The sequence below is a fragment of the Bacillus sp. K7 genome (genome assembly GCF_053903245.1).
In genome coordinates, this window is the sequence record NZ_CP096406.1 from 3,211,917 (window position 1) to 3,236,481 (window position 24,565).

The following is a 24,565-nucleotide window of genomic DNA, read 5'->3' on the forward strand; positions in this document are numbered from 1 at the left end:
TTGTTTTAGGTTTGAATGGGAGAAATAATGCGCGCCGGGGCACCGGCCGCCGTTACCCCGTCCGGTATGGAACGGATTACCGCGGAGCCGGCGCCGACAATGCTCCAAGACCCGATTGTGAGCTGCGGTATGACGGCCGCGCCGGTTCCGACGTGAGCGCCTTCTTGAACGGCGACCGCTCCTGACAGTGTGACACGCGGAGAAAGATGAACAAAATCGCTGATGTGATTGTCGTGTTCTGCCACCGCGCCTGTATTGATGATGCAATGGGCGCCGATCCGCGCATCCGCCTGAATGATCGCGCCCGCCATAATCACGGTCCCTTCCCCGATGACAGCGGACTTGCTGACGATGGCTGACGGGTGAATCAATGTAATGAAATCTTCTTTTTTCAGTCCCAGCCGCTCCGCCTGCTGTTTTCTGATACTGTTGTTTCCAATGGCGATCAGAAACAACACATCAGGAATAAGCCTGCGCACTTCAGAAGCGGCTTCCGGCGGGCCTGTATACCATTCTTTTCCGGCTTCAAACGTTCGGAATTTATCATCCAGCACCGCGGCTAAGCGCGTGTCTGACCGGGCGTTTATCAGCTCTCTGATCACCTTTCCGTGCCCGCCGTCACCCACAATGGCAACGTTTCTCATGAGGACACATCTCCGCTTCCTGTAAACCGTTCCGCGGTCACATGATTGGTTTGCTGAATCCCTTCTGACACAAGCACTTTTCGCACGGTCAAACATAAAATTTTCATATCGAGAAAAAATGATCGGTTGTCAACGTACCAAACATCTAATTCAAATTTCTTTTCCCAGGAAATCGCGTTTCTGCCGTTGATTTGCGCCCAGCCTGTAATACCCGGCTTCACCTCATGGCGCCTTGCCTGCTTTTCTGTATAAAGAGGCAGATAGTCCATCAAAAGCGGCCGCGGGCCGACAAGGCTGAGATCGCCTTTTAGGACATTCAGCAGCTGCGGAAGCTCATCGATGCTCAGCTTTCTGATCAGCCTGCCCGTTTTCGTCAGCCGAACTTCATCAGGCAGCAGATGTCCCTCACTGTCCCGTTCATCCGTCATCGTTCGGAATTTATAAAGGGTGAACGGCTTGCCGTTCAGGCCCGGCCTTACTTGCTTAAAGAAGACGGGTGATCCTATTTTCAGCCTGACAACGGCGATGGCGAGCAGTATGATAGCACTCGAACAGCACAATAAAACAATGGCGGCCGTCAGATCAAAAAGTCGTTTCAGGATCAAAGATTCACAGCTCCTTTCGTTTTTCGAATCCGTTTTAGCACCAGCTGTCTTTCCTCTTTTGTACAAACGAACATAAAAGCGAAAATGGCGTAGCAGCAGCTGACTGTCATTCCCGCCGCTATCAGTGAAGTCCAGCCATCAATTTTCACCATGAACTGGATTGCCACACAAACCGCCCAGGCAAACACAGCCGCTGAAAGAGGCCCGATAAGCCCTTTAAAGAGCACGTGCTTTTTATAGCCGGTCATGCGTGATACATAAAGCGGCGTAAAGATGGCATTTTTTAAAATAAGGGAAATCGCCCCGGCCAATGTTATGCCGTACAAACCAAGATGTGCAGGCCCGCTCAGCGTGACGGCCAGCACCACATTCACCGCGCCTAACAGCAGGGTAACGATCGCCGGCGTTTTTTGCTTATTAAAGGCGGTCCAGATATAAAACAGCGGCATAAAGGCGAGGCTTACGACCAAATATCCGGCATGAATATATAGAATCGGCGCGATAGACGAAAAGGACGGTCCGAGCCAGATCGTCAGAAAAGGCCCCGCCAGCCCGCCCAATAAGGCAGCTGGAAGCGCAAGCAGAAGGCCGTTCAGCCTCACCGCCTTATTGGCGTAACTCACCAATCCGTCCATATCGCCTTCTGAATAAAACGAAGTGATAAGAGGCGCAAACAGGGATGCGACCGTTCCAGCCAAGCTGCGCAGCAGCAGCGGAAACTGGATAATCGCAGCGTATTTTCCGGCTTCTGATGCTCCCAGCACCAAATTGGCGGTTAATAGATCAATCTGCAAAAAAAGCAGGACGCCGATTTGATTGACAGAGCTCCATGCGCCCGCCTGAAATAGCTCCTTGCTTATGCGGAATGAAAGATCCTTCATACGAAACGTAAACCACGGAATCAATTTTTTGAAGAAATAGAAAGACAGCACAGACGCGATGACAGCACCAGCTAAAGCGGCAAGCTGGATCTGCCAAATTTTCGGCGCAAAGCATGCGAACAGAAGCAGCACAGACAGCACCCGTACAAGCATTTGCACCGCCTGAATGGAGCTCGTGATGTATAGGCGGTTGGCATAAAATGGCGCAGCGCCGAAACCCGCCATCAGAAATGTCAAAATGAACAGCAGACTGCCAATCAAAATCGACAAACGCACATCAGCCAAAAGCGCCTGCGGCACGTTCATGACCCGGTCAATAAAGAAAGCCGATCCCGCAAGAGGCAGCAATAGAAGCAACGAAATCAAAACAGACGCCGCCAAATAATTGCTGATATACGCATTTGCTTTATCCCGCTCTCCCCTGTGTGCGGCGACAGAAAAAAACCGCACGACAACCGAGCTTAGCGCAACGGTGATGATCGAAAAGTAATTGATCACATTTTGCGTCAAATGAACAAAACCGAACGCTTCCACACCAAGCGTTTTGACAATAAAAGGCGTCATCCAGACCGAGAGGAAAACGGACAAGAGAAAAGCCGTGAGATTCGCACTGAAGTTGATCGTGAATTTCATGCCTGCTTCGCACTGCCTTTCATCGCTCCCCGCTGCTCGAAAAACAGCTTGATGAGAAATGCGAGCCGCAATTTGGACAAGCCTAATACCAAACGCTCGCCTCGTAATAATTTCTCATGCTGAACCGGCGTATGTCTGACGGCCTGCCGCACCATGTCATAGGATAAAATGTGTTTGATCTGCTTTTTGATCACTTTCGACGGGTTTGGTGATGCACAAGCGTTTGCCAGAAGCATCGGAAGCTGGTGCTTGCAAATGTACACATTCAAATCTTCTATGCATGCGCCTGCTAAACCGTAACGATTGTAGAATGCAATTTTCGCCTGATATTGCTTTTGAATATGTTCATCCATCGCCGGCTTATAAGGGACTTCTGTCAGGCTGTTCGGGTTTTCGCGATAGACGTACAAGCCTTCATCCAGCATTTTCACCCGCTCCGCTTCGCAAAAAGCGGACAAATTGAAGGGAGAGTCTTCAGCGAAACGGATGTCTTCATCAAACATCAGATTGGCTCTCTCCAATAGCTCACGGCGATAAACATAACGCCATACATACCAGATAAACCTTGTTTCGTGAGCATATGTAAGCTGTTCAGCGATTTCCGGTTTTGTCAGTACGCGGTTTGTGTCAAGCTGCGGAGGCACGTATGTCCGACTGTCCGCTGACTGCTTGTAAAAACCGCAGCCAACGATGTCGAGCCGGTTCTCCATCGCTTCTTCTATCAGTTTTTGGAACATGGCGGAAGATACATAATCGTCTCCGTCCACAAAGCCGATGAACGTCCCCCGTGCGGCCTTTATTCCCGTATTTCGTGCCGAACTCAACCCGCCGTTATTCTGATGAATGACACGGATTCTCGCATCCCGTTTTGCATAATCCTCTGCAATCTCGCCAGAACGATCCGGCGATCCGTCATTCACAAGGATGACTTCCATATCAGAAAGCGTTTGGCGAAGCAGTGAGTCAATGCACGCTTCTATAAATGGCTCAACGTTATACATCGGGACAATAATGCTGATGAGCGGGGTCATTGCGCTTCACCGCTGATTTTGTCACGCAGCCCTTTGAAATATAAATCTCTTGGAAAGCCGCCGCGGGTTGTTTCTTTTGTTAACAGCTCTTTTACTGCGGCTGTCACGCGTTTAGGGTCCGGCTGTTCAATCAGCGTCATGTAAGGGATGTCTTTGAGCCATTGGTAGCCTTCCATCACCTTGTGGTCAAAGGAGCGGATGACGACACACGGCGTTCCTGTCAGCGCGCAAAAAATCATGCCATGAAGCCTGTCAGTGACAACGGCTTCTGCGCTTTGCAGCTTAGACCACAACGCTTCAAGCTCCTTCTCCCGGGAATCGCGGCCGACCCGGCGTCCAATCGTTGTCGTAAAAGCTTTAATGTCACCGAATTCTTCAACAAGCGCTGCCTTCACCTTGCTTCTCTCATCTTCTTTAAACACGCTTTCCTGATCCTCGCGCAAACACATATAAACCCCGTTGCGCTCTGCGGGGGTCTTGCTTTTATCTAAATACAGCACCATGTCCGGCTGCTTCAAAATCGTTTTTTCTTGAAAATGCTGTTTCATGAATTGATACGTTGTTTCATCACGCGCCATCAGCAACAGGCCGGGGTGCGCGTTATAAATTTTCTGTGCCCGTTTCAGCTCTTTGCGCCCCTTTTTCGTGTCAGAAAAATGAGCCGTTGCCGGCAGCTGGACAACTCGGTAGTCGTGAAATGTTTTAATGATAAAGCGGCGCGTCCACTCCTCATAGCGGTATAAATCACCCATGTTTCCGCCGCCGATGATAAAGACCATATCCTCCGGATGGCGCGATCGGAGCAGCGCTTTTGCTGATTTGTACATGTCCTTCATATCGACCTCAACGATGTCAAAATCAGGGTATTCTCGTTCAAGAAATGCCTTGCTGGCATAAGCAATCGCGTGATCCCCCAAATTGTCATGGGACGGCAGCAGGGTCAGTATGATTTTTTTCTGATTCGATGGGGCCTTTACCGGCTGATCAGCCGTACCCAGCCAATATTGGGACGGGTATTTGACCTTTAGCAGCAGCCATTCTGCAAGATTGATTTTCAACGATTGTAACGACATGTCCTCACCCTCTGTTTCTCATTTTGTACTCGATCACCCGCTGATACACGGCTGACGCCATAGCGACGAACGGTATCATTCTGTATTTTGCCATCAGAAGCAGGCATGACCGTTTTGCGTCAAAAGGCGCGGTGCCCGTTTTTGAGAGGCTCTCCCGGAACACTGGATCTGCGCAAATCACGCCAACATTTCTAAGTTTTTCAAACAGCCGGCGGCTGCCGCTGGTTTTCCATTCATTCAGCATACAGATGCTGCTGTGAAGCACGATAAAGGTATCAAGCTCCTTTTGGTACTCCTCAGATTTGTTGTTTTCCTGTAAAAACGCCGCATTCGCCTCGTACAGCGCAAGTCCTGATTCAAACAGTTTTTTCTGATAGCGCTGTACGATGGAAGATAGGTGAATTCGGTAATGATAGAGCGGCGCTTTCACATAGGAGACCGAACGGGCGAAGAAATGAGCCCTGAAGCTGAAAAACTGATCCTCGACATGCTCCAGCTCGCCACGGAGCGGAAACGACAGCCGATGTGCTTTAATCATGCTTCTCCTGTACAGTTTGTTCCATGAAAACCCTCTGACCTTCCCTTCGAATAGCGCCTTGATATAGTGCCCCTTCGGCTGGTCCTGATAGGTTTCCGCAATGTCAGAGATCATCGTTTTTCCAGTGTCCTCAAACTCCGCGGCGTAATTACAAATGACAAGATCAGTTTCATTGCCCGCTGCTTGGAGCATCCGCTCGCAATAATCAGGCTCGATCCAATCGTCCGAATCGATAAATGCGAGAAACTCGCCGCGTGCCGCCTCGATGCCTTTATTCCGAACCGCGCCGAGGCCTTGGTTTTCCTGATGAATCACTTTGAACCTGAGATCCTTTTTGGCGTATTCCTCCGCGATGTCCGGGCTGGCGTCTGCCGAACCGTCATTGACGATGATGATTTCAATGTTGTCCACAGTCTGGTTCCGCAGTGATTCAAGACACGTTCTGATATATGTTTCTGTGTTATAAACAGCGACTAACAGACTTACCGCAGGTGTTTCCATAATGACCGGCTCCTCTTGCATAAATTACCGGGAAAAAATCGTTCTGTAAGGCAGAACGGACGAATCAACCGGCATAAGCAAATAACTGTAAAGAAAATAACAAACAACGATCGCGATATAGATAAGGGCATTCGATTTTTCATCAAATATCCTGACGAAATAAGGGACTAAGATGATTTGATACAAACCGAAATAAATATTGAATCTGGCAAAGATCACATCCTTTGTGGCCAAAAGCCCGAACAAAAAGCCGAGCAGGCACAAATTGACGACGATGTCGATTTGCGGCCACAGCTTCCGCAGACGCGCCCTGTAGCAAAAAGCGAGAAACAGGGGCAGAATCAGGACAGCGATTTTGATCACATTCATTCCATTTGTATTCGTCATCAGCCATTTCTCATAATGGCTGTATGAGCTGTTTTCTAGCACAACGACAAACACGGAAATGAATTTTTGATATAAAAACGTCATGCCAAGAAATAAAACGGATAGGCCGAATATGGCAGGCGACCAGGCTTTTCTCCTGACAATAAAATACACTGGAATCATAATCAGCGCCGAGGAATGAAAGAGCGAGCTGATCAGCACGATCAGAAAATACCGCTTCCAGTTCCCGCTGATGATATAACGGATCGCCCAAAATAATACGGCTGCCACCATGTATTGCCTGATGCCGTTAAAAGACGCGTAATAATGGAAGGTTCCTAAAAATAAAAAGACACTCAGCTCAAACGGCCTTCCGTAGTCGGCGAGTGTCTTCATAACCAAGCTATAGGTCACGGCCGCAACCGTGATATACATGATTTGCGGATCTTCCGTGATGAAATTCATCAGCCAAAGGAGTGTGGTAAAGCCTGGATCAGTCGCCGTTTTCGCTGTGCCGAAACCGAATATCTGCCACACATTTTGATAATCGCCCGCCAATTCGTACAGCAATGTGTAGGTCTGAAAATCCGTGCCGACTCTGTAACGGAGACCCGACACGAGCACAAGTGAGGCAAGCGGAATCCAGATCAAAAGCTTATTCGGCCGATACCCCGTGGCGAGCGAATCATCACGGCTGCCGCACATTTTGGCAAACCAAGACCAAATATATACAATTCCCATATTGACGGCATACACAATCATCGTTTACTGTCCTTTTTCGCTGGTCAAGTTGTATACATGCAGCAGCGCTCCTACATTTTGCTGTGCATCGTAGCCAAGTTTAGCGAGTGTTCCTTTGATGAGCTCCCGCTTCGGCCTGCCTGCGGCGGCCGCCCTGGCAATGGTTTCAGCCCAAATGCCGACCGGCTCAGAAAGATTCAATCTTGTCACAAGTCCCAGACCGGCATCGACTTTTTCTGTAATGGTATCTGAAATGATGCATGGAAGCCCCGATGCCTGCGCTTCCACCAGCACTACCGGCAAGCCTTCATACAGAGACGGCATGACAAACACATCAAATGTGCGCATCAGCTCATGAATGCGTTCTTCAGTGCCTAAAAAGAGGACATCTGAAAGCAAGTTCTGCCGCCGCGCCTCCTCTTCCATTTTGTCGCGCAGCGGCCCGTCTCCTGCGAGCACGAGCTGAAAGCGAACCCCCCGTTCTTTGAGATGTGCGGCAAGCTTCAGCAGAAACGCATGGTTTTTCACTTCATGAAACCGGGCCACATGGCCAATAATGAGACGGTCAACTGCAATGCCGCGTGCTGTTTTTTCTTCATCAGCCCTTTGCCCATTTGGAGCGAACAAATCAAGATCAATCCCATTCGGAAGAAGATGAACACGCTCCCGCTCCATGTTGGACGGTCCGAATAAAAACCTGCCCGCATCCTCTCCGCAGGCACACAGTGCTGTCGCGTTCGCCAAAATCAGCCGCCTGAATACCATCAGCTGCAGGCGATCCTTCCAATTGAAGCCGGTCTTCCACGACGTATTATGGGAATGGCAGACCCTGACCGGCACTCCGGCTAGCCTTGCCGCAAGGGCGATAAATCCCGTCTGAAAATCCGTGTGCGCATGCACGGCGTTGAACGGACCGTTTTCTGTTATCACATGTCTTACATTCCTCACAAATGTAAGGGGATTGCTTTGCCCGATGCTCGGGACATAAAAAAGCCGCCCGCCTAAAGATAAAATTTCTTCATCATAAGCGCACGGATCATTTCGATATGTTAAAAAATCAAATTGTACTTTGCTTCTGTCCATTTTTCGATATAAATTCATCACCATGGTCTCCGCGCCGCCCCTGTTCATGCCGCTGAGAACATGAAGCACGCGTTTTGGAATGCTATTCATGTTTCACAAGCCCTTCTTTTTGGTTCATCACTCTTTTTTTGTGGTAGCGATTCATTACAGCAGGCGGCATAAACGCGCGGATTATCGGTTTTGCGATATATAGGTAATCAGATAAAGGAAGCTTCAAGCGCCTGCATGCCTGATAGACAAGGACGGCATTGTCTATCGAATAGGCAAATGACCGCCGTTTGAATGCCTCTCTGTCTTCCCTTACTTTATACAAGGCTTCCTGAAGGTTGTAGCCTCTGAAGCCCTCTTCAAAAAAGCGAAGCCATAAATCAATATCCTCCATCCGTCTCGTCCGCCTCACCGACCGGTAGCCTTTCAGCGTACGGTAAGCGCTCGCTCTCATCATAATCGTTCCGTGGCAAAACGGGGTCCCTTTTGCCATGATGCCCGGTTCCGGAACAGAAGGCAGGATGCGTGTGCCCCTTGTCCCACTTTCATCAAATACAAGCATGCCGGTGCCAACCACCTGATAGTGGCGGTGCTTCTCTAAGAATGCGACCTGCTTTTCCAGACGGCGCGGGAATGAAAGGTCGTCTCCGTCCTGGCGGGCGATATAATCGCCTGTGGCATGTGAAAGGCAATGATTTAATGACGCGGCAAGCCGCTTGTTTGTTTTGTTTTGAATCACCTTGATGCGGTCGCTGTAATGAGCGGCATACTGCTTCGCGATGCGGAGCGTGCCGTCTGTTGACGCATCATCGCACATAATCAGCTCCCAATGTTTGTAGGATTGGCTGAGAACGGATTCGATGCTTTCCGCCAAAGTGCGTTCACAATTATAAATGCCCATAATGACAGAAACTTTTGGTCCTGAGTTCATACGCTTTTCTCCTTTGTATCCATATCCATGTAGGCGGAATAAATATCTGCCATTTCTTCCACCGTCCGCGCCTCCGAAAAGCGCAAGGCTGTTTTCCGGCCTTCCTGCCCCAGCTTTCTGCAGAGTTCCGGTGTACGGTAAAGCTGTTCAATCCGGCTGGCAAAACCGGCACTGTCGCCGATTTTGATCAGAAAACCATTTTCTCCGTCCCTGATGATTTCCCGGTGCCCGCGATTATCCGTGGCAATCGCCGGCTTTTCCGCGGCCATCCCCTCAAGCACATTCATGCCGAGGCCTTCTCTCATGCTGGATGCGACTGATAGATCTGCAAGCTGAATCAGTTCGTGAATGTCGCGGCAAAAGCCGTAAAAGCGGACATTGCCGGAAGCGCCAAGCTTTTCAGCCAACGTTCGATAGGTTTGTTCCATCGCCCCTTCTCCGGCAAAAACAAGACGAAGCGACGGTATTTTATCTTTCAGCAAGGCTGCGGCTTCAATTAACAGCTTCTGATTTTTATTGAGATTAAGCTCAGCTGGATAAACCAATATAAAATCGTCTTCACTGAATCCATGTTTTTCTCTGAGTCTTTGCTTCTCTTGCAGGCTGACAGGCCGAAACCGGTCTGTATTGACGCCGATGCCATGAATTTTCCGCGTCATGCCGCCCGGCCTTTGAAGTCCTTTCGCCCTTATGTAATCCTCTTCATTGATCGTAATTAGGCAGTCCGTATAGGCCGAGAGCCATTTCTCAACCGGATAGTAAAGAAGCCAATTTTTGATCGGTGCTCCGCTGCAGAAGTGAAATCCGTGCGCGGTGTACAGCACTTTTGTTCCGTGCCGCCTCGCTTGCCTCGCCGCTAGTCTGGCAAGAACGCCGCCGACCGGCGTATGGCAATGGACAATGTCGTATTGATTGGTATCGATCACTTCCTTCAGTTGCCTGTAAACGGCCAAATTTTGTGGATGAAAGGGTGACCTGCGAATCGGAATGGAAAATTTCTCGTCCACATACGGCAGTTTCGTTTGTCCGCTCGCCGCGACATGAACCTCCCAGCCCATTCGTTTAAACCATGTAAAGTAAGGGAGGTGAAAGGCTTTAAAATGATAATCAACCGTCGCGCAAAACAATATCTTTTTCGTCATTCTCACTCCCCCTAATGAACACTGGCAGCCGTCATTGTGTCTGATGTATGGATTGCCGCAAACAGCCTCGCTCTCAGATCGTCTTCCGGCAGCTCATGAAAATCCTCGATAAAACGCATCAGGACTGGCCAATCGCCATCCACCGCTTTGCCGATATGAATTTTCGGAAAGATTTGTTCAGTGTGTACTTCATTTTGGTTCAGCAATTCCTCATACATTTTTTCACCAGGGCGAATGCCTGTGAATTCGATTGGAATCTGCTCAGTCGTATAGCCGGACAGATGAATGAGGTTTTTGGCAAGGTCCACAATCTTTACAGGCTCTCCCATATCGAGAACAAAAATCTGGCGCCCTTTCGCCAGTGCCCCGGCCTGAATCACAAGCCTTGAAGCCTCGGGGATCGTCATGAAATAGCGGGTCATCGCCGGATGTGTCACAGTTACCGGACCGCCTTTTTCAATCTGCTTTTTAAAAATCGGAATAACGCTGCCGCGGCTCCCGAGCACATTGCCGAAGCGGACAGCGACAAACTTGGTTCTGCTCACTTTTCCAAGATTCATAATAATCATCTCGGCGAATCGTTTTGTCGCCCCCATTATATTGGCCGGGTTCACCGCTTTGTCTGATGAAATCAGCACAAATGTCTCTGTCCCCGACATATCGGCTGCTTCCGCGACATTTTTTGTTCCAATGATGTTGTTTTTGACAGCCTCCTCAGGGTTGTGCTCCATTAACGGCACATGCTTATGGGCAGCTGCATGGTAGACCACGTGCGGCTCGTACTTTTTCATCAAGGTAAACATTTTATCGCGGTCCTGCACATCCGCAATTTCTGTATGAAACACAATGTGTTTGCCGAATCGACCGTTCAGCTCTGTATAAATCGAATGAATGCTGTTTTCTCCATGGCCGAGCAGAATGATTTCCTTAGGCTGAAACGCGCTGATTTGCCGGCAGATTTCTGAGCCGATTGATCCGCCCGCTCCCGTAACGAGAACTGTTTTTCCTTTAATGCGGTTCGAAATTTCGCTTGTGTCGAGGGTTACCGGCTTTCTGCCGAGCAAATCCTCTGCTTTTACATCTCTGATTTGCCCGGCAGTTCTTGAGCCGAGCAGCATTTCATCAAAGTGAGGCATAATTTTGATGGTGGCCCCAGTTCGTACACATTCCTTATATAACACCTGAAGCTCATGGGTGTGGAGTGAAGGAATCGCAATAATAATATAGTTAATTTTGAGCCTTTGCACCGCAGGCATGATACTTTCTTTTCCGCCGATCACTGGCAGCCCCATGATTTCTAATTTATGCTTCGTTTGATCGTCATCAATAAAAGCGACAGGTATGATGTCGGGATCATCTTTTGAAAGCAGCTGCCTGACCATAAGAGTCCCTCCTGAGCCCGCCCCGATAATCAGCGCGCGGGAAGAGGCGCTGCGGTTCTTTCTGATGCTTTCTTTCAACACTCTCGACAAAACACGGGTTCCTCCGATGGACAAAAGCTGCAGCACCCAGCACGCGATTAACAGACGGAAGAACATCGTATGATACACAGCATACTGAATGACGCCGGTCACAGCGGCCGATAGCGTAATGCCCTTCAACAGGACCATCAGCTCGCCGATTCCGGTGTATGTCCATACCTGTTTATACTGATGGAACAGGAAGGCACAGACATGATAGCTGAGGAGCAAGCTGACAGCGGTAAGCAATAATGCTCCGGAGTCATAAAATTGATAAGAATCTTTTAAAAATTGATATCCTGCAATAACTGAATGTAAAACGAGATAAGTATCCAGCGCAATAATCATTGAAAGTCTTCTCCGGTAACTCAACCTTTTCCCCCCTAATTCTTTTATCGGTTTAGCTGCGGCGGTTTTCGTCCTCTAAAACATCGGCGGCAGCTAAACCGACAACCACCACACATTCTATGTATATATTAAATAAGCGGGCATTTAACCCATCCTCACGCCCCGCCAGCGACGACCAGCATCTAAGGCAGCAAATTTCATCTGCCCACAGCGGAGCCGAGTGCCTCCATTGATACAGGTCAGGAGACATCACCTTTATCATCTATTTAGTAGGAATAGTGTTCCGACTTTTTCATTTTCTTTTTGTTTAAAAGTGCACCTAACAGCTTCGCGTTGGATTGTTCCAGTGCATCCTTCGCTTTCAGGACAGTATCCGTTTTCGTTTTTCCGCTTAAAACGACGAGCACGCTGCCGTCTGTCTGGTTTGCTAAAATCTGAGCATCCGCAACCGCCAAGAGCGGAGGGGAATCAAAAATGACAAGGCTGTATTGTTCATAAATGTCAGATATTAAGTCACCCATCGCTTTTGAAGACAGCAATTCTGCCGGATTCGGCGGGGTTGGTCCGCTTGTCAGCACATATAAGTTATCAATCGGCGTCTTTTGCACCGTCTCACTGAGTGAAGCATTACCAACCAGCACATTTGTCAGCCCCGTAATATTCTCAACCTGGAATGTCTGATTGATGGTCGGCTTTCTTAAATCGGCATCCACCAGCAACACTTTCTTTTCCTGCTGCTGCGCAAAGACTGCCGCAAGATTCGCCGCACTGAACGATTTACCTTCACCAGGCACAGAGGAGGTGACGAGGATAGACCGCAAGTTGGTCTGGACGGATGAAAACTCAATGTTTGTCCGAATGGTGCGGTATTGTTCCGCAACAATTGATTTATTGTGTAAAACGGATATTTGAGCCAAACCTCGTCTTGCTTTCTTTTTTCTAAAGACCACTCGCTTCACTCCCCGAAATGTTTTAGCCCGCGATTCCGCCCTTTTTGGACATCAGGGACGGAGCCTAAGCATGGCAATCCGGTTCTCTCGCTGAGCTGGCGTGCGCTTTTGCACGTATCATCGAGAAAATGCAGAAAAAATGCCAGTGTAATGCCGCCCATGACAGCAGCGCCAAAAGCCATGACCATGTTTCGCAGCCGGGCCGGCTTGATCATCGGGCTTTCAGAAGCCTTCGCCTCTGATAAAATATGTATGCCTTGTATATTCATCCTTTCATCTACTTCTTTTTCAAATTTGTTCACTAGCGTGTTCGCAATCTCAGCCGCTTTCGCCGGATCGTGATCCTGGACGGACACGGTGATAATTTCTGATTCATTCTCACTGCCTGTCATCACTTTTCCTTTCAGTGATGAAGCTGATTCAGAAAGGTGCAACTCCGCCTTGACCTTTTCCATCAAGGCCGTGCTTTTCATAATTGACTGGAACGTGCTGCTGTACTGAAGATTTCGCTGGATGTCACTGAGATTCGAGTTTTCTTCACCGTCTGATTCATGAATCAGCACTTGTGTCGATGCTTGGTAGGTCGGTGAAATGACCTTAAATTGCACAAAACCCGCCATAACGGTAACGCCGATTGTGATGAGCAGAATCAGCACGAATCTGTGTCTGACAATCGCATATAATTCTTTAAAACTCATATTCTCATTCATGTATTCATAGCCTTCAGCCTTCCCGCGGCTGGCTTCCCGCGCCCCTTTCTGTTAATGATTGGATTATAAAAGAAAACGATATTATTTAAAAATTGCAAAATAAGCCAATAAGTTCTCTTTAGAGAACAAAATCATGATTTTCCTCTTATTTACTGCACTTCCCTTATTATTTTAAATTTTATAAAGAACGGATAATTCCTTATAATGAACGAAATAACGACAGGAATAGAGGCGAATTTCATATCATGATTGGAAGAATTATCCGTTTATACCGTAAAAGAAAAGGCTATTCTATTAATCAGCTGGCTGTTGAGTCAGGTGTATCTAAATCCTATTTAAGCAAGATTGAAAGAGGCGTTCATTCAAATCCGTCCGTTCAATTTTTAAAGAAAATTTCCGTCACGCTGGAAGTGGAATTAACAGAATTATTCGACGCAGAAACAATGATGTACGAAAAAATCAGCGGCGGTGAAGAAGAATGGCGCGTGCATCTTGTGCAAGCCGTACAAGCCGGGATGGAAAAGGAAGAGCTGTTCACTTTTACGAACATTCTCAAGAAAGAACAGCCTGAAACCGCTTCCAACCGAAACCGTAAACTGACGGAATCCAATATAGAGGAATGGAAGGCGCTGATGGCGGAAGCAAGAGAAATCGGCTTGACTGTGCAGGAAGTCAAATCCTTTTTCAAGACGATGGGAAGATGAATATCGGCTAAGGGCTGACGTTCGCATTCTCAGGGCAAATTTGTTTATAATGGGGGAAAAAGGGAGAGAGTGCGATGTCTAAAACAGTAACAACTCGATACGGGAAAGTAAAAGGCACAACAGAAAACGGCGTACATATATGGAAAGGCGTCCCCTATGCCAAGCCGCCTGTCGGACAGTTGCGTTTTAAAGCACCGGAGCCGCCTGAAGCGTGGGAGGACGAACTGGACGCAACAGCTTATGGCCCGATTTGCCCGCAGCCGTCTGATCTGCTGTCCCTTTCATATGCTGAGCCACCTCGCCAGTCTGAGGATTGTCTGTATGTCAATGTTTTCGCGCCTGACACCCAGAGCCAAAACCTGCCTGTCATGGTGTGGATTCACGGGGGCGCTTTTTATCTCGGAGCGGGCAGTGAGCCGTTATATGATGGATCAAGCATTGCCGCGCGGGGAGACGTCATTGTCGTGACACTGAACTATCGGCTTGGGCCGTTTGGATTTTTACATTTGTCTTCGTTTGATGAGGCGTATTCTGATAACCTTGGGCTGTTGGACCAAACCGCCGCACTGAAATGGGTGCGGGACAATATCTCAGCGTTTGGCGGTGATCCAGATAACGTAACAGTTTTTGGAGAATCGGCTGGCAGCATGAGCATTGCCGCGCTGCTCGCTATGCCTGCGGCAAAAGGCCTTTTCCAGAAAGCAATCATGGAAAGCGGCGCTTCCCGAACAATGACGAAAGAGAAAGCGGCAAGCACCGCGGCCGCCTTTTTACAAGTCCTTGGGATTGACGAGAGCCAATTGGGCACATTGCATACTCTATCAGCGGAAGATTTGCTTAAAGCGGCCGATCAGCTTCGGAAAGCAGAAAATGAAAATATCTTTCAACTGTTTTTCCAGCCCGCCCTTGATCCGAAAACGCTGCCTGCTGAACCAGAAAAAGCGATCGAAGAGGGTGCTGCGGCCGGCATTCCGCTATTAATCGGAACAAATCGCGATGAAGGTTATTTATTTTTCACCCCGGATTCAGACGTACATTCTCAGGAAACGCTTGATGCCGCGCTCGAGTATTTATTAGGGCAGCCGCTGGCCAAGAAAGTCGCCGATCTGTATCCGCGTTCGCTTGAAAGTCAAATTCATATGATGACTGATTTACTATTTTGGCGTCCGGCCGTCGCCTATGCCTCCGCCCAGTCCCATTACGCGCCTGTTTGGATGTACCGATTCGACTGGCACTCGGATAAGCCGCCGTACAATAAAGCGTTTCACGCATTAGAGCTTCCTTTCGTTTTCGGAAATCTCGGCGGGTTAGAACAGATGACAAAAGCGGAGATAACGGAAGAGGTGAAACAGCTTTCTCATACCATACAATCAGCATGGATCGCGTTCGCCAAAACAGGAAACCCAAGCACTGAAAATGTAAAATGGCCTGCGTACGACGCAGAAGCAAGAAAGACGCTGATTTTAGATTCAGAGATTACGATTGAAAACGATCCTGAATCTGCAAAAAGGCAAAAACTATTCCCTTCACAAGGAGAATAAACATGGGGAAAATAGGATACACGGGCACTTTCATCGTTGTGGCAGCATGTATCATCATTTTTTCGGCAGTCGAATTATGGCGGGACACAGCCTATTATCAGCCCATCCGCTGGACTGGAATCGTACTGTTTTTCACGGGAATTGCTATGGTTCCCGCATATTCAGCAAAAAGAAAACCCGGAAAAGAGAAATAACTCTCTTTTCCGGGTTTTTCTGTTTTTATCATTTACCCGCGCGAATATCGTCTGTCATTCCTTCATAAGGAGCTTTCGAAATCACTTCTTCATTGTCGGCTCCCTCATTTTTCAGAAATGTAATCTCCGCAAATTCAGGCACAACGTATTTTGGATACGTTTCATATTTCTCGCGGGATTCTTTCATCAAGTCAATGTGGTCATTTTGGTAGCAGACCGTAATCTCAGGATGTTCATGCACCCATTTCGGGAAGAAAATAATGCCGTGCATGCGTTTTTCATTTGGCATAAAGTTGAGTGAAACATCTGTGCCTGTCGGCTCTGTCCAAGACACTTTATATACGCCTTCTGTCAGTTTGACAATATTGACTTCCTGATCCCGAACCCAACGTCCGGCAACCATTCCGCTATGAATTCTATAATCGATTGTATGGTCGTTTTTAATATAAATCTCGTATTCCCATCCATTTTCATACGTGTAAATCATGTGGCTTCCGATAAAGTTTTCCATCTTTCACACTCTCCTTAGTCTTTACTGTACTTCATAAATGTCTAGTCGAACGCAATCAGGGGTTCTTTCTGCGGAACCGATAAACAAGCGGTCATGCAGCCATTGGTAAGCTTCGCTGCCTGTTTCAAATGTCGGCACCGTACGAAAATAAACATGCTCCGGATCAATGATTTCTCCGGCTGCGGCTTGTTTTCGAAACGGCTCGCTGACTTGCCGTATTCCATTGTTTTGAATATAAATCAGTTCATGATCGGCTGTTTCGATTACATATCTGGCAGACAAATCTGTTCTGCCGTCAGCGCGAATGATTTGTGAATCGGCACCGCCCGGCAAAACACGCCCTTTTACTTTCCCGGTTATGGTTCCCGAACGAATCGGAATCCACCGTCTCAGTCCCAGGCCTGTCTCACCAATGGTGATAGGCGGATCAACCTTAATTTCTAAAGAGGCAAATTGTTTTAAAACCGGCTTATTCATCAGCATACCTCGCATCCCGAAAAAATCATGTAACTATTTACATGTTTAATTTAACACTATTGCGTGTAGCTGTCAAACAATAGGAGCATAAAAAAACAAGGGCTGTTCGTAGACAGTCCTTGTTACCTTTGATAGGAAAGATATGTGCTGACAGTGCTTTTTGCAAGACAGTCGGAGGAATCGATAATCGGAATCTCACTTTGAATATGATCTAGCACCGCATTTAAATCCGTGCAGGCTGAAATGATAATGTCTGCATGCTGACTGATTTCAGCGTATAGCTTCTGCCACAACGCGTGTGTCTGCTCCGTATGATTCGGCTGTTTGATTGCGGCGATGAGCTGATTTACAGCCTGCTGCCAATGATCCTTGTGAACAACTTCTTGTCCGTTTGCCTTCAGCCCTTTTTGATAGATACCTGATTGGATGGTTGACTCTGTTCCTAAAACAGCCGCTTTTTTTGCAGTGTGCGGCATTTCTTTTACCGTTTCCTTGGTGATATGTAACAAAGGAACCGCCAACGCCTGCTGAACCTCTTCATAATACACATGTGCCGTGTTACAAGGAAGAGCGATAAAATCAACGCCTGTTTTCTCAAGCTTTACCGCACCATCGATAATTGCTCTTTTCATCTCCTCATGGTCGATGGGACGATCTGTATAGAATGGGGTCGGGCATGAATAAATCATCATGTGCGGAAAGTCGATATCATGTGAAGCCCCATACAGCTTTTGGCAGTAATCAATCACCTTATCAATAAATGGCGAGGTCGATTTCGGCCCCATTCCGGCTAATATACCGATCATCACGTTCATTCCTTTCTCTTTCTTTTTAATTCGTACGGACCGCTTCTTCTTCTGTTCCATCTTCATAGAGAATAAAGCTTTTCGCAGCATCATCACCTAACAAAAATTCGATTTCAACAGACAATGACCTCAAAAAGAAACGGGTTTCCGAGGAAGGAAACAATTCAACCCTCACCTGTCCGGGGATCTGCAAATAAAGCTTTTCATTCTCGGCTGTCACCCGCGCGGCCGTGCCATCCTGAAACAAGTAGCTGCCAACATAGCGGCTGTATATCGCCGGATCAACTTCTTTTTTCTTTTTATCAGCAGGACGTTCCGGGATCTCATATGGCTGGCCAAATAAAATATGTTCAGCCGCCTTCAAAATCGCTTGTTCATATTCCGCCTCCTCTTCCTTGTTACTCAAATAGATCAACGTTTTATGCCGATCTATATACCGGATCATCATCGTCGAGTAGCCAGGCCATCCTCCGCTGTGGCTGACAATACGCCCTTTTTCAGGACTGTGTTGCAGCACCCAGCCAAAGCCGTAATCAACCGTTTCACCATTGTTCAGGCGCACCGGCGAAAATGCGGCTTCCTTAGAATCGTTACTGATGAAATTGTCCTGATATAAAGCCTGATCAAACCGAAACAAATCGCTTGTGACAGCGTTCACCGTCCCATCTCCCTGAATGCCATCGAGGTACACAACATAGTTTGTTTCTTCCAGATCATCAGGCAGGACGTACGTTTCGGAATGGACATCATACACGTATCCATATGCATAATGATCTATCTGCTCAGGCCAAAACCTCCTATTATACACTCTCGTTTCATTCATGCCGAGCGGTGAGAAAATATGTGTTTTCATAAAATCCGAATAGCTCATGCCGGAGGCTTTTTCCATGATTACCGCCAGCAGCACATACCCCGTGTTGCTGTACAGCCAGCCCTCGTTCGGCTCAAAATCACTAGGCAGCCCCTCATTCATCAGCATATCGACAACATCTTGATTCACCGCAATCTTGTGCTTGTTCCAATTGTCAAGAAACCATTGAAAATAATCAGGCAGCCCTGACGTATGGTTCAATAAATGCCGAATCGTGACGCCCTGATATGGAAAACCCGGCAGCCAACGCTCAACTTTGTCTTCATATCCAACAATTCCTTTCTCCTCAAGCAATATAATCCCCAAAGCTGTAAAAGGCTTTGACAGAGACGCTAACTCAAACAAAGAGCTGGTTTGCAAAGGGCGTTTTTCCGCCAGTTCCGCATAACCGAAAGAGTGATGATATAAAATATCGCCGTCCTCCGCGGCCAGAACCGTCCCGTTGAACTGCTGTTTTTCCGCCAACACAGAGAATAATGTGCCAAGATGTTTCCTTTTTTCTTGCTTCATTTTTACACCTCCCATAATGTCTACGATATTTCCCCTTCTATGTTTCAAAAATTTGAAAAATATGAGAAAATTAATTCCGAAAGAGTGATAGTGGCCTGCATCCTGAACCCGTTTCACAATCGCTGAAGCTGAAGCCGAAGCCCCCTAATTCAACCCATGCAACCAGTCTCTAAAACAGCCGATCTTCCTGAAAAGAAAAGAGCTTTCCCCAACACCTATTAGTCTATCCGACTCATATCCGTGAAGGTCTTTTCTCATTTTTCTATCAAACAAAAGAGGAAAATAGGCCTGTTGTAATCTAAACGAGAGTCTAATAGAATGATGTCGAAAAGTAAATTACGCAGGTTTGTTACTGATAAAGCAGGCAAGACCTAAAATGTGTAAAGGGCAAAGTGTATTCTTTGGCGTCACCCTTACATATTTTAGGTCTTTTTTTATTGAGGTAACTGACTTGCCATCTTCAACAGGAGGGCCGGAAGAAGCAAACCGCTAACACAGTACATCAAAAAGGAGACATGAACGATGAACATCAAAAAGTTTGCAAAACAAGCGACAGCATTAACCTTTACAACTGCACTGCTGGCAGGAGGCGCGACTCAAGCGTTTGCGAAAGAAACGAACCAAAAACCGTATAAGGAAACGTACGGCATTACCCATATTACACGCCATGACATGCTGAAAATTCCTGAACAGCAAAAAAATGAAAAATATCAAGTGCCTGAATTTGATCCATCCACAATTAAAAATATCTCTTCTGCAAAAGGCCTGGACGTTTGGGACAGCTGGCCATTGCAAAACGCTGACGGCACAGTCGCAAACTATCACGGCTACCACATTGTCTTTGCGTTAGCGGGAGACCCTAAAGATGCGGATGACACATCGATTTACATGTTCTATCAAAAAGTCGGCGAAACGTCTATTGACAGCTGGAAAAACGCGGGCCGCGTCTTCAAAGACAGCGACAAATTCGATGCAAATGATTCAATCCTGAAAGACCAAACACAAGAATGGTCTGGTTCAGCGACATTCACATCTGACGGTCACATTCGTTTGTTCTACACTGACTTTTCTGGTAAACATTACGGCAAACAAACACTGACAACTGCACAGGTTAACGTATCAACGTCAGACAGCTCTCTGAATATCGACGGTGTAGAAGATTATAAATCAATCTTTGACGGTGACGGCAAAACGTATCAAAATGTACAGCAGTTCATCGATGAAGGCAACTACAGCTCCGGTGATAACCATACGCTGAGAGATCCGCACTACGTGGAAGATAAAGGCCGCAAATACTTAGTATTTGAAGCGAACACTGGAACTGACAACGGTTACCAAGGCGAAGAATCTTTATTTAACAAAGCGTACTACGGCAAAAGCACATCATTCTTCCGTCAAGAAAGTAAAAAGCTTCTGCAAAGCGATAAAAAACGCACAGCTGAATTAGCTAACGGCGCACTCGGCATGATTGAGCTAAACGATGACTATACACTGAAAAAAGTGATGAAACCGCTGATTGCATCTAACACAGTTACAGATGAGATTGAACGCGCGAACGTCTTTAAAATGAATGGCAAATGGTACCTGTTCACTGACTCCCGCGGATCAAAAATGACAATCGACGGCATTACATCTAATGACATTTATATGCTTGGTTATGTTTCTAATTCCTTAACAGGCCCATACAAGCCGCTAAACAAAACAGGCCTTGTGTTAAAAATGGATCTTGATCCTAACGATGTGACCTTTACTTACTCACACTTCGCTGTGCCTCAAGCTAAAGGAAACAATGTCGTCATTACAAGCTACATGACAAACAGAGGTTTCTTTGCTGACAAACAAGCAACGTTTGCGCCAAGCTTCCTCTTGAACATCAAAGGCAAGAAAACATCTGTTGTAAAAGACAGCATCCTTGAACAAGGACAATTAACCGTTAACAAATAAAAACGCGAAAGAAAATGCCGATATCCTATTGGCATTTTCTTTTATTTCTTATTTCCATCATAAAGGTGAATCCCATATGAACTATAAAAAAGCAGGCAAATGGCTAACCGTCTTCCTCATCTTTGCAGGAATATTGCTGTTTATCGACTTATTGCCAAACGAAGAACCTGTCAAAAAAACAAAATCAACACAGAAACCGGACTACCGGGCGGCATATCATTTTACAACGCCGGACAAGTGGAAAAATGATCCTCAAAAACCAATCTATTTTGATGGACAATACCATTATTTCTATCTTTATAATCAGGATTACCCAAACGGAAACGGCACAGAATGGCGCCATGCCGTTTCAGAGGATTTGCTGCACTGGACCGATGAAGGCGTGGCGATTCCGAAATATACAAACCCGGACGGCGATATTTGGTCCGGTTCTGTTGTGATCGATAAAAATAACACAGCAGGATTCGGGAAAAATGCGCTGGTCGCGATTGTGACACAGCCTTCTGCCAAAGACAAAAAACAGGAGCAACATTTGTGGTACAGCACAGACAAAGGAAAATCATTCAAGTCCTATCGTGATAACCCCGTTATGCCTAATCCCGGCACAGACGACTTCAGAGACCCGAAAGTCATATGGGATGACCAGCATAACAAATGGGTCATGGCCATGGCTGAAGGGACAAAAATCGGCTTTTATGAATCCGATAACCTAAAAAACTGGCATTACACAAGCGGATTTTTTCCAGAGCAAGCGGGCATTGTGGAATGTCCTGACCTCTACATGATGCGGGCAAGTGACGGCACCAATAAGTGGGTTCTCGGTGCCAGCGCGAACGGTAAACCATGGGGCAAACCAAATACGTACGCTTACTGGACTGGAAGCTTTGACGGAAAAGAATTTACAGCGGATCAGACTGAACCGCAATGGCTTGACTACGGCTTTGACTGGTACGGCGGCGTGACGTTCGAAGACGGCAAAAGCACAGATCCATTAGAAAAGCGGTATGCGCTTGCCTGGATGAACAATTGGGATTACGCCAACAACACACCGACAATGAAGAATGGGTTTAATGGCACAGATTCTGTTATACGTGAACTCCGGCTGCATGAGCAGGACGGCACATACAGTCTCGTCTCACAGCCGATCGAAGCTTTAGAGCAGCTGACTGTTTCAACTGACCACATAGAGGATCAGGATGTGAGCGGATCAAAAACACTGTCGATCACTGCTGATACGTACCAGCTTGATATGGATCTTTCTTGGTCAGAGCTAAAGAACGCAGGCGTCAGGCTGAGAGAGTCGGAAGACCAAAAACGCCATATTGATGTCGGCATTTTCGCCGAAGACGGCTATGCATATGTCAACAGAGCAGCGGCTGCAAATCAGCCTGACAAAAGCAATACCTATGTCGAAAGCAAGGCACCTTTCGATGTAAGCAAACAGAAGACCCATTTAAAAATTCTCGTCGATAAAACAACGATAGAAGTATTTGTCGGCGATGGAAAAACCGTTTTTTCAAATCAAGTGTTCCCGAGACCTGAAGATAAAGGCATTACCCTTTATTCTGAAGGCGGCACAGCTTCATTTAAAGAGATAACGGTGAAACATTTGGATACGATTCATAAATAAAAAACAGATGCAGCCCGTGCTGCATCTGTTTTTTGATGAGAGCGGTATTCTCTCCTGCATATTGGGCATTGTAAGGAATATAAGGCTGGTTGCAAAGGAGGAAGCGGATGTCTAAACAAGGAAATTTTCAAAAATCAATGTCACTGTTTGATCTGATTTTGATTGGGATGGGGGCAATCTTTGGGTCAGCGTGGCTGTTCGCTGTCAGCAATGTCGCCTCAAAAGCGGGGCCCTCCGGCGCTTTTTCCTGGATCATCGGCGGAGCCATCATTCTGTTAATCGGGCTCGTGTACGCTGAACTCGGAGCCGCTCTGCCCCGTACCGGAGGCATCATTCGATACCCCGTTTATTCACATGGCCACCTTGTCGGTTATTTAATTTCATTTGTCACAATTGTCGCTTATACAAGCCTGATTTCGATTGAAGTCACGGCAGTCCGGCAATACGTGGCCTATTGGTTTCCCGGCCTGACCAAAGAAGGCTCTGATTCACCGACCATTGCAGGCTGGCTTTTGCAATTTGCCTTGCTATGCTTGTTTTTTCTCCTGAATTATTGGAGTGTCAAAACTTTCGCTAAGGCAAATTTCATCATATCGATTTTTAAATATATTGTCCCGATTACGATCATTATCGTGCTGATCTTTCATTTTAACGCACAAAATTTATCTGTTGAAGGATTTGCGCCGTTTGGTTTTACAGGTATTCAGGCTGCGATATCGACAGGGGGCGTGATGTTTGCGTACCTGGGCCTGCACCCGATTGTGGCTGTTGCAGGCGAAGTGCGAAATCCAAAACGCAACATCCCGATCGCTTTAATCGTTTGCATCATCGTTTCCACCATCATTTATACTGTTTTGCAAGTCACTTTTATTGGCGCAATCCCGACAGAAACGCTTAAAAACGGCTGGCCTGCAATCGGACGGGAGTTTTCATTGCCGTTTAAAGATATTGCGGTCATGCTCGGTTTGGGCTGGCTTGCAACGCTTGTCATTTTAGACGCTATTTTGTCACCGGGTGGAAACGGGAATATTTTTATGAATACGACGTCTCGCCTTGTTTACGCCTGGGCGCGGAACGGCACATTATTTCGCATATTTTCAAAGGTCAATAAAGAAACGGGAACACCACGCGCTTCACTCTGGCTATCGTTTGCCATGTCGATTTTCTGGACGCTCCCCTTCCCTTCGTGGAACGCGCTCGTCAATGTCTGTTCTGTCGCACTCATCCTTTCCTATGCGATCGCACCCATTTGCTCAGCAGCGCTCAGGGTGAATGCGAAGGACTTGAACAGGCCGTTTTATTTAAGAGGAATGAGCATTATCGGGCCGCTTTCCTTTATCTTCACGGCCTTTATCGTGTACTGGTCAGGATGGACGACCGTTTCTTGGCTGATCGGTTCACAGCTCATCATGTTTTTGGTTTATCTCTTTTTCAGCAAATATGCGCCTCAAGAAGATGTCAGTCTTGCCCAGCAGCTGAAATCTGCCTGGTGGCTGATCGGGTTTTATATCATGATGCTGGCCTTTTCCTACATCGGTTCTTTCGGACACGGTTTAGGCATCATCAGCAATCCCGTCGACCTTATTTTGGTCGCCATCGGCTCAATTGCGATTTACTACTGGGCAAAGTATACCGGGCTCCCGAAAGCCGCCATTGATTATGATCAATAAAGAAGCAAGAGGTTTTCTTGCTTCTTTATTCTTTACAAACAATTAAACCGGCGATAAAATGAATGAAAGTCAGTCAGTAATG

The 24,565-nt window shown here is 47.0% G+C and carries 23 protein-coding genes; 6 read left to right on the plus strand and 17 right to left on the minus strand.

The genetic code is table 11. The annotated features are described in order from the left end of the window. Positions 1-5: 5 nt before the first annotated feature. The 13 genes from M1D98_RS16465 to M1D98_RS16525 all read right to left on the minus strand — a co-directional run bounded on the left by M1D98_RS16465 (position 6) and on the right by M1D98_RS16525 (position 13,625). Complete coding sequence (locus M1D98_RS16465) at positions 6-644, minus strand: acetyltransferase (protein WP_268559060.1); 639 nt, start codon at positions 642-644, stop codon at positions 6-8. Continuing rightward, positions 641-1,249 (minus strand): sugar transferase, encoded by a 609-nt coding sequence (locus M1D98_RS16470; protein WP_121643329.1) that lies wholly within the window; start codon positions 1,247-1,249, stop codon positions 641-643. The genes M1D98_RS16465 and M1D98_RS16470 overlap by 4 nt, the downstream gene beginning before the upstream one ends. Next, positions 1,246-2,763 (minus strand): MATE family efflux transporter, encoded by a 1,518-nt coding sequence (locus tag M1D98_RS16475; RefSeq protein WP_268559058.1) that lies wholly within the window; start codon positions 2,761-2,763, stop codon positions 1,246-1,248. Before M1D98_RS16475 ends, M1D98_RS16470 begins: the two co-directional genes overlap by 4 nt. After that, positions 2,760-3,794, minus strand: coding sequence for a glycosyltransferase (locus M1D98_RS16480; protein WP_456279742.1), 1,035 nt, complete (start codon positions 3,792-3,794; stop codon positions 2,760-2,762). The genes M1D98_RS16475 and M1D98_RS16480 overlap by 4 nt, the downstream gene beginning before the upstream one ends. Next, entirely contained in the window at positions 3,791-4,867 is a 1,077-nt protein-coding gene (locus M1D98_RS16485; RefSeq protein WP_456279743.1) for a polysaccharide pyruvyl transferase family protein, read from the minus strand. Before M1D98_RS16485 ends, M1D98_RS16480 begins: the two co-directional genes overlap by 4 nt. Positions 4,868-4,871: 4 nt before the next feature. Further along, complete coding sequence (locus M1D98_RS16490) at positions 4,872-5,906, minus strand: glycosyltransferase family 2 protein (RefSeq protein ID WP_121643332.1); 1,035 nt, start codon at positions 5,904-5,906, stop codon at positions 4,872-4,874. Between the two features lie 24 nt (positions 5,907-5,930). Further along, entirely contained in the window at positions 5,931-7,034 is a 1,104-nt protein-coding gene (epsG, locus tag M1D98_RS16495; protein WP_121643333.1) for a biofilm exopolysaccharide biosynthesis protein EpsG, read from the minus strand. Positions 7,035-7,037: 3 nt separating this feature from the next. Further along, complete coding sequence (locus tag M1D98_RS16500) at positions 7,038-8,186, minus strand: glycosyltransferase family 1 protein (protein WP_456279744.1); 1,149 nt, start codon at positions 8,184-8,186, stop codon at positions 7,038-7,040. After that, a complete protein-coding gene (gene epsE, locus M1D98_RS16505) occupies positions 8,179-9,015 on the minus strand; it encodes a glycosyltransferase EpsE (RefSeq protein ID WP_456279745.1) in 837 nt (278 codons plus the stop codon). Before epsE ends, M1D98_RS16500 begins: the two co-directional genes overlap by 8 nt. Then, on the minus strand, positions 9,012-10,157 hold the full coding sequence (locus M1D98_RS16510) for a glycosyltransferase family 4 protein (RefSeq protein ID WP_121643774.1): 1,146 nt from the start codon (positions 10,155-10,157) through the stop codon (positions 9,012-9,014). Before M1D98_RS16510 ends, epsE begins: the two co-directional genes overlap by 4 nt. Positions 10,158-10,168: 11 nt before the next feature. Then, positions 10,169-11,989 (minus strand): polysaccharide biosynthesis protein, encoded by a 1,821-nt coding sequence (locus tag M1D98_RS16515; protein WP_197156056.1) that lies wholly within the window; start codon positions 11,987-11,989, stop codon positions 10,169-10,171. A gap of 242 nt (positions 11,990-12,231) precedes the next feature. Continuing rightward, positions 12,232-12,915: a protein tyrosine kinase EpsB gene (gene epsB / locus M1D98_RS16520; RefSeq protein ID WP_121643335.1), complete on the minus strand. Its 684-nt coding sequence runs from the start codon at positions 12,913-12,915 to the stop codon at positions 12,232-12,234. Positions 12,916-12,920: 5 nt separating this feature from the next. Further along, positions 12,921-13,625 (minus strand): YveK family protein, encoded by a 705-nt coding sequence (locus M1D98_RS16525; RefSeq protein ID WP_121643336.1) that lies wholly within the window; start codon positions 13,623-13,625, stop codon positions 12,921-12,923. 245 nt (positions 13,626-13,870) lie between these two features. Here M1D98_RS16525 and slrR point away from each other — a divergent pair, with 245 nt between their 5' ends. The 3 genes from slrR to M1D98_RS16540 all read left to right on the plus strand — a co-directional run bounded on the left by slrR (position 13,871) and on the right by M1D98_RS16540 (position 16,064). Beyond that, entirely contained in the window at positions 13,871-14,329 is a 459-nt protein-coding gene (gene slrR / locus M1D98_RS16530; RefSeq protein WP_456279746.1) for an HTH-type transcriptional regulator SlrR, read from the plus strand. Between the two features lie 74 nt (positions 14,330-14,403). Beyond that, a complete protein-coding gene (locus tag M1D98_RS16535) occupies positions 14,404-15,870 on the plus strand; it encodes a carboxylesterase/lipase family protein (protein WP_456279747.1) in 1,467 nt (488 codons plus the stop codon). Between the two features lie 2 nt (positions 15,871-15,872). Next, positions 15,873-16,064 carry a hypothetical protein gene (locus M1D98_RS16540; protein ID WP_456279748.1) on the plus strand — a complete coding sequence of 64 codons (192 nt, stop codon included), beginning with the start codon at positions 15,873-15,875 and terminating at the stop codon, positions 16,062-16,064. A 28-nt stretch (positions 16,065-16,092) separates the two neighbouring features. Here the strand turns inward: M1D98_RS16540 and padC are convergent, their stop codons facing one another. From padC to M1D98_RS16560, 4 genes are all read right to left on the minus strand, one after another. After that, a complete protein-coding gene (padC, locus tag M1D98_RS16545) occupies positions 16,093-16,575 on the minus strand; it encodes a phenolic acid decarboxylase (protein WP_010328682.1) in 483 nt (160 codons plus the stop codon). Between the two features lie 21 nt (positions 16,576-16,596). After that, positions 16,597-17,052, minus strand: a complete 456-nt coding sequence (locus M1D98_RS16550; RefSeq protein WP_026014456.1) for a DUF3237 domain-containing protein — start codon at positions 17,050-17,052, stop codon at positions 16,597-16,599. 122 nt (positions 17,053-17,174) lie between these two features. Continuing rightward, a complete protein-coding gene (locus M1D98_RS16555; protein WP_010328684.1) occupies positions 17,175-17,858 on the minus strand; it encodes an aspartate/glutamate racemase family protein in 684 nt (227 codons plus the stop codon). 25 nt (positions 17,859-17,883) lie between these two features. Beyond that, a complete protein-coding gene (locus M1D98_RS16560; protein WP_456279749.1) occupies positions 17,884-19,239 on the minus strand; it encodes a serine hydrolase in 1,356 nt (451 codons plus the stop codon). A gap of 522 nt (positions 19,240-19,761) precedes the next feature. On the opposite strand from M1D98_RS16560, the gene sacB reads away from it, so the two are divergent. The 3 genes from sacB to aspP all read left to right on the plus strand — a co-directional run bounded on the left by sacB (position 19,762) and on the right by aspP (position 24,483). Further along, positions 19,762-21,183, plus strand: coding sequence for a levansucrase (gene sacB / locus M1D98_RS16565; protein WP_121643339.1), 1,422 nt, complete (start codon positions 19,762-19,764; stop codon positions 21,181-21,183). Between the two features lie 76 nt (positions 21,184-21,259). Next, on the plus strand, positions 21,260-22,813 hold the full coding sequence (locus M1D98_RS16570) for a glycoside hydrolase family 32 protein (RefSeq protein WP_456279750.1): 1,554 nt from the start codon (positions 21,260-21,262) through the stop codon (positions 22,811-22,813). A gap of 107 nt (positions 22,814-22,920) precedes the next feature. Further along, positions 22,921-24,483, plus strand: a complete 1,563-nt coding sequence (aspP, locus tag M1D98_RS16575; RefSeq protein ID WP_121643341.1) for an aspartate/proton symporter AspP — start codon at positions 22,921-22,923, stop codon at positions 24,481-24,483. The last annotated feature ends 82 nt before the right edge of the window (positions 24,484-24,565 follow it).

What these genes read in the sequence shown, in the direction of transcription:
- M1D98_RS16465 (WP_268559060.1), bottom strand. Translation starts at nt 644, where the DNA reads ATGAGAAACGTTGCCATTGTGGGTGACGGCGGGCACGGAAAGGTGATC.
- M1D98_RS16475 (WP_268559058.1), bottom strand. Translation starts at nt 2,763, where the DNA reads ATGAAATTCACGATCAACTTCAGTGCGAATCTCACGGCTTTTCTCTTG.
- M1D98_RS16480 (WP_456279742.1), bottom strand. Translation starts at nt 3,794, where the DNA reads ATGACCCCGCTCATCAGCATTATTGTCCCGATGTATAACGTTGAGCCA.
- M1D98_RS16485 (WP_456279743.1), bottom strand. Translation starts at nt 4,867, where the DNA reads ATGTCGTTACAATCGTTGAAAATCAATCTTGCAGAATGGCTGCTGCTA.
- M1D98_RS16490 (WP_121643332.1), bottom strand. Translation starts at nt 5,906, where the DNA reads ATGGAAACACCTGCGGTAAGTCTGTTAGTCGCTGTTTATAACACAGAA.
- epsG (WP_121643333.1), bottom strand. Translation starts at nt 7,034, where the DNA reads ATGATTGTGTATGCCGTCAATATGGGAATTGTATATATTTGGTCTTGG.
- M1D98_RS16500 (WP_456279744.1), bottom strand. Translation starts at nt 8,186, where the DNA reads ATGAATAGCATTCCAAAACGCGTGCTTCATGTTCTCAGCGGCATGAAC.
- epsE (WP_456279745.1), bottom strand. Translation starts at nt 9,015, where the DNA reads ATGAACTCAGGACCAAAAGTTTCTGTCATTATGGGCATTTATAATTGT.
- M1D98_RS16510 (WP_121643774.1), bottom strand. Translation starts at nt 10,157, where the DNA reads ATGACGAAAAAGATATTGTTTTGCGCGACGGTTGATTATCATTTTAAA.
- M1D98_RS16525 (WP_121643336.1), bottom strand. Translation starts at nt 13,625, where the DNA reads ATGAATGAGAATATGAGTTTTAAAGAATTATATGCGATTGTCAGACAC.
- slrR (WP_456279746.1), top strand. Translation starts at nt 13,871, where the DNA reads ATGATTGGAAGAATTATCCGTTTATACCGTAAAAGAAAAGGCTATTCT.
- M1D98_RS16535 (WP_456279747.1), top strand. Translation starts at nt 14,404, where the DNA reads ATGTCTAAAACAGTAACAACTCGATACGGGAAAGTAAAAGGCACAACA.
- M1D98_RS16540 (WP_456279748.1), top strand. Translation starts at nt 15,873, where the DNA reads ATGGGGAAAATAGGATACACGGGCACTTTCATCGTTGTGGCAGCATGT.
- padC (WP_010328682.1), bottom strand. Translation starts at nt 16,575, where the DNA reads ATGGAAAACTTTATCGGAAGCCACATGATTTACACGTATGAAAATGGA.
- M1D98_RS16550 (WP_026014456.1), bottom strand. Translation starts at nt 17,052, where the DNA reads ATGAATAAGCCGGTTTTAAAACAATTTGCCTCTTTAGAAATTAAGGTT.
- M1D98_RS16555 (WP_010328684.1), bottom strand. Translation starts at nt 17,858, where the DNA reads ATGATCGGTATATTAGCCGGAATGGGGCCGAAATCGACCTCGCCATTT.
- M1D98_RS16560 (WP_456279749.1), bottom strand. Translation starts at nt 19,239, where the DNA reads ATGAAGCAAGAAAAAAGGAAACATCTTGGCACATTATTCTCTGTGTTG.
- sacB (WP_121643339.1), top strand. Translation starts at nt 19,762, where the DNA reads ATGAACATCAAAAAGTTTGCAAAACAAGCGACAGCATTAACCTTTACA.
- M1D98_RS16570 (WP_456279750.1), top strand. Translation starts at nt 21,260, where the DNA reads ATGAACTATAAAAAAGCAGGCAAATGGCTAACCGTCTTCCTCATCTTT.
- aspP (WP_121643341.1), top strand. Translation starts at nt 22,921, where the DNA reads ATGTCTAAACAAGGAAATTTTCAAAAATCAATGTCACTGTTTGATCTG.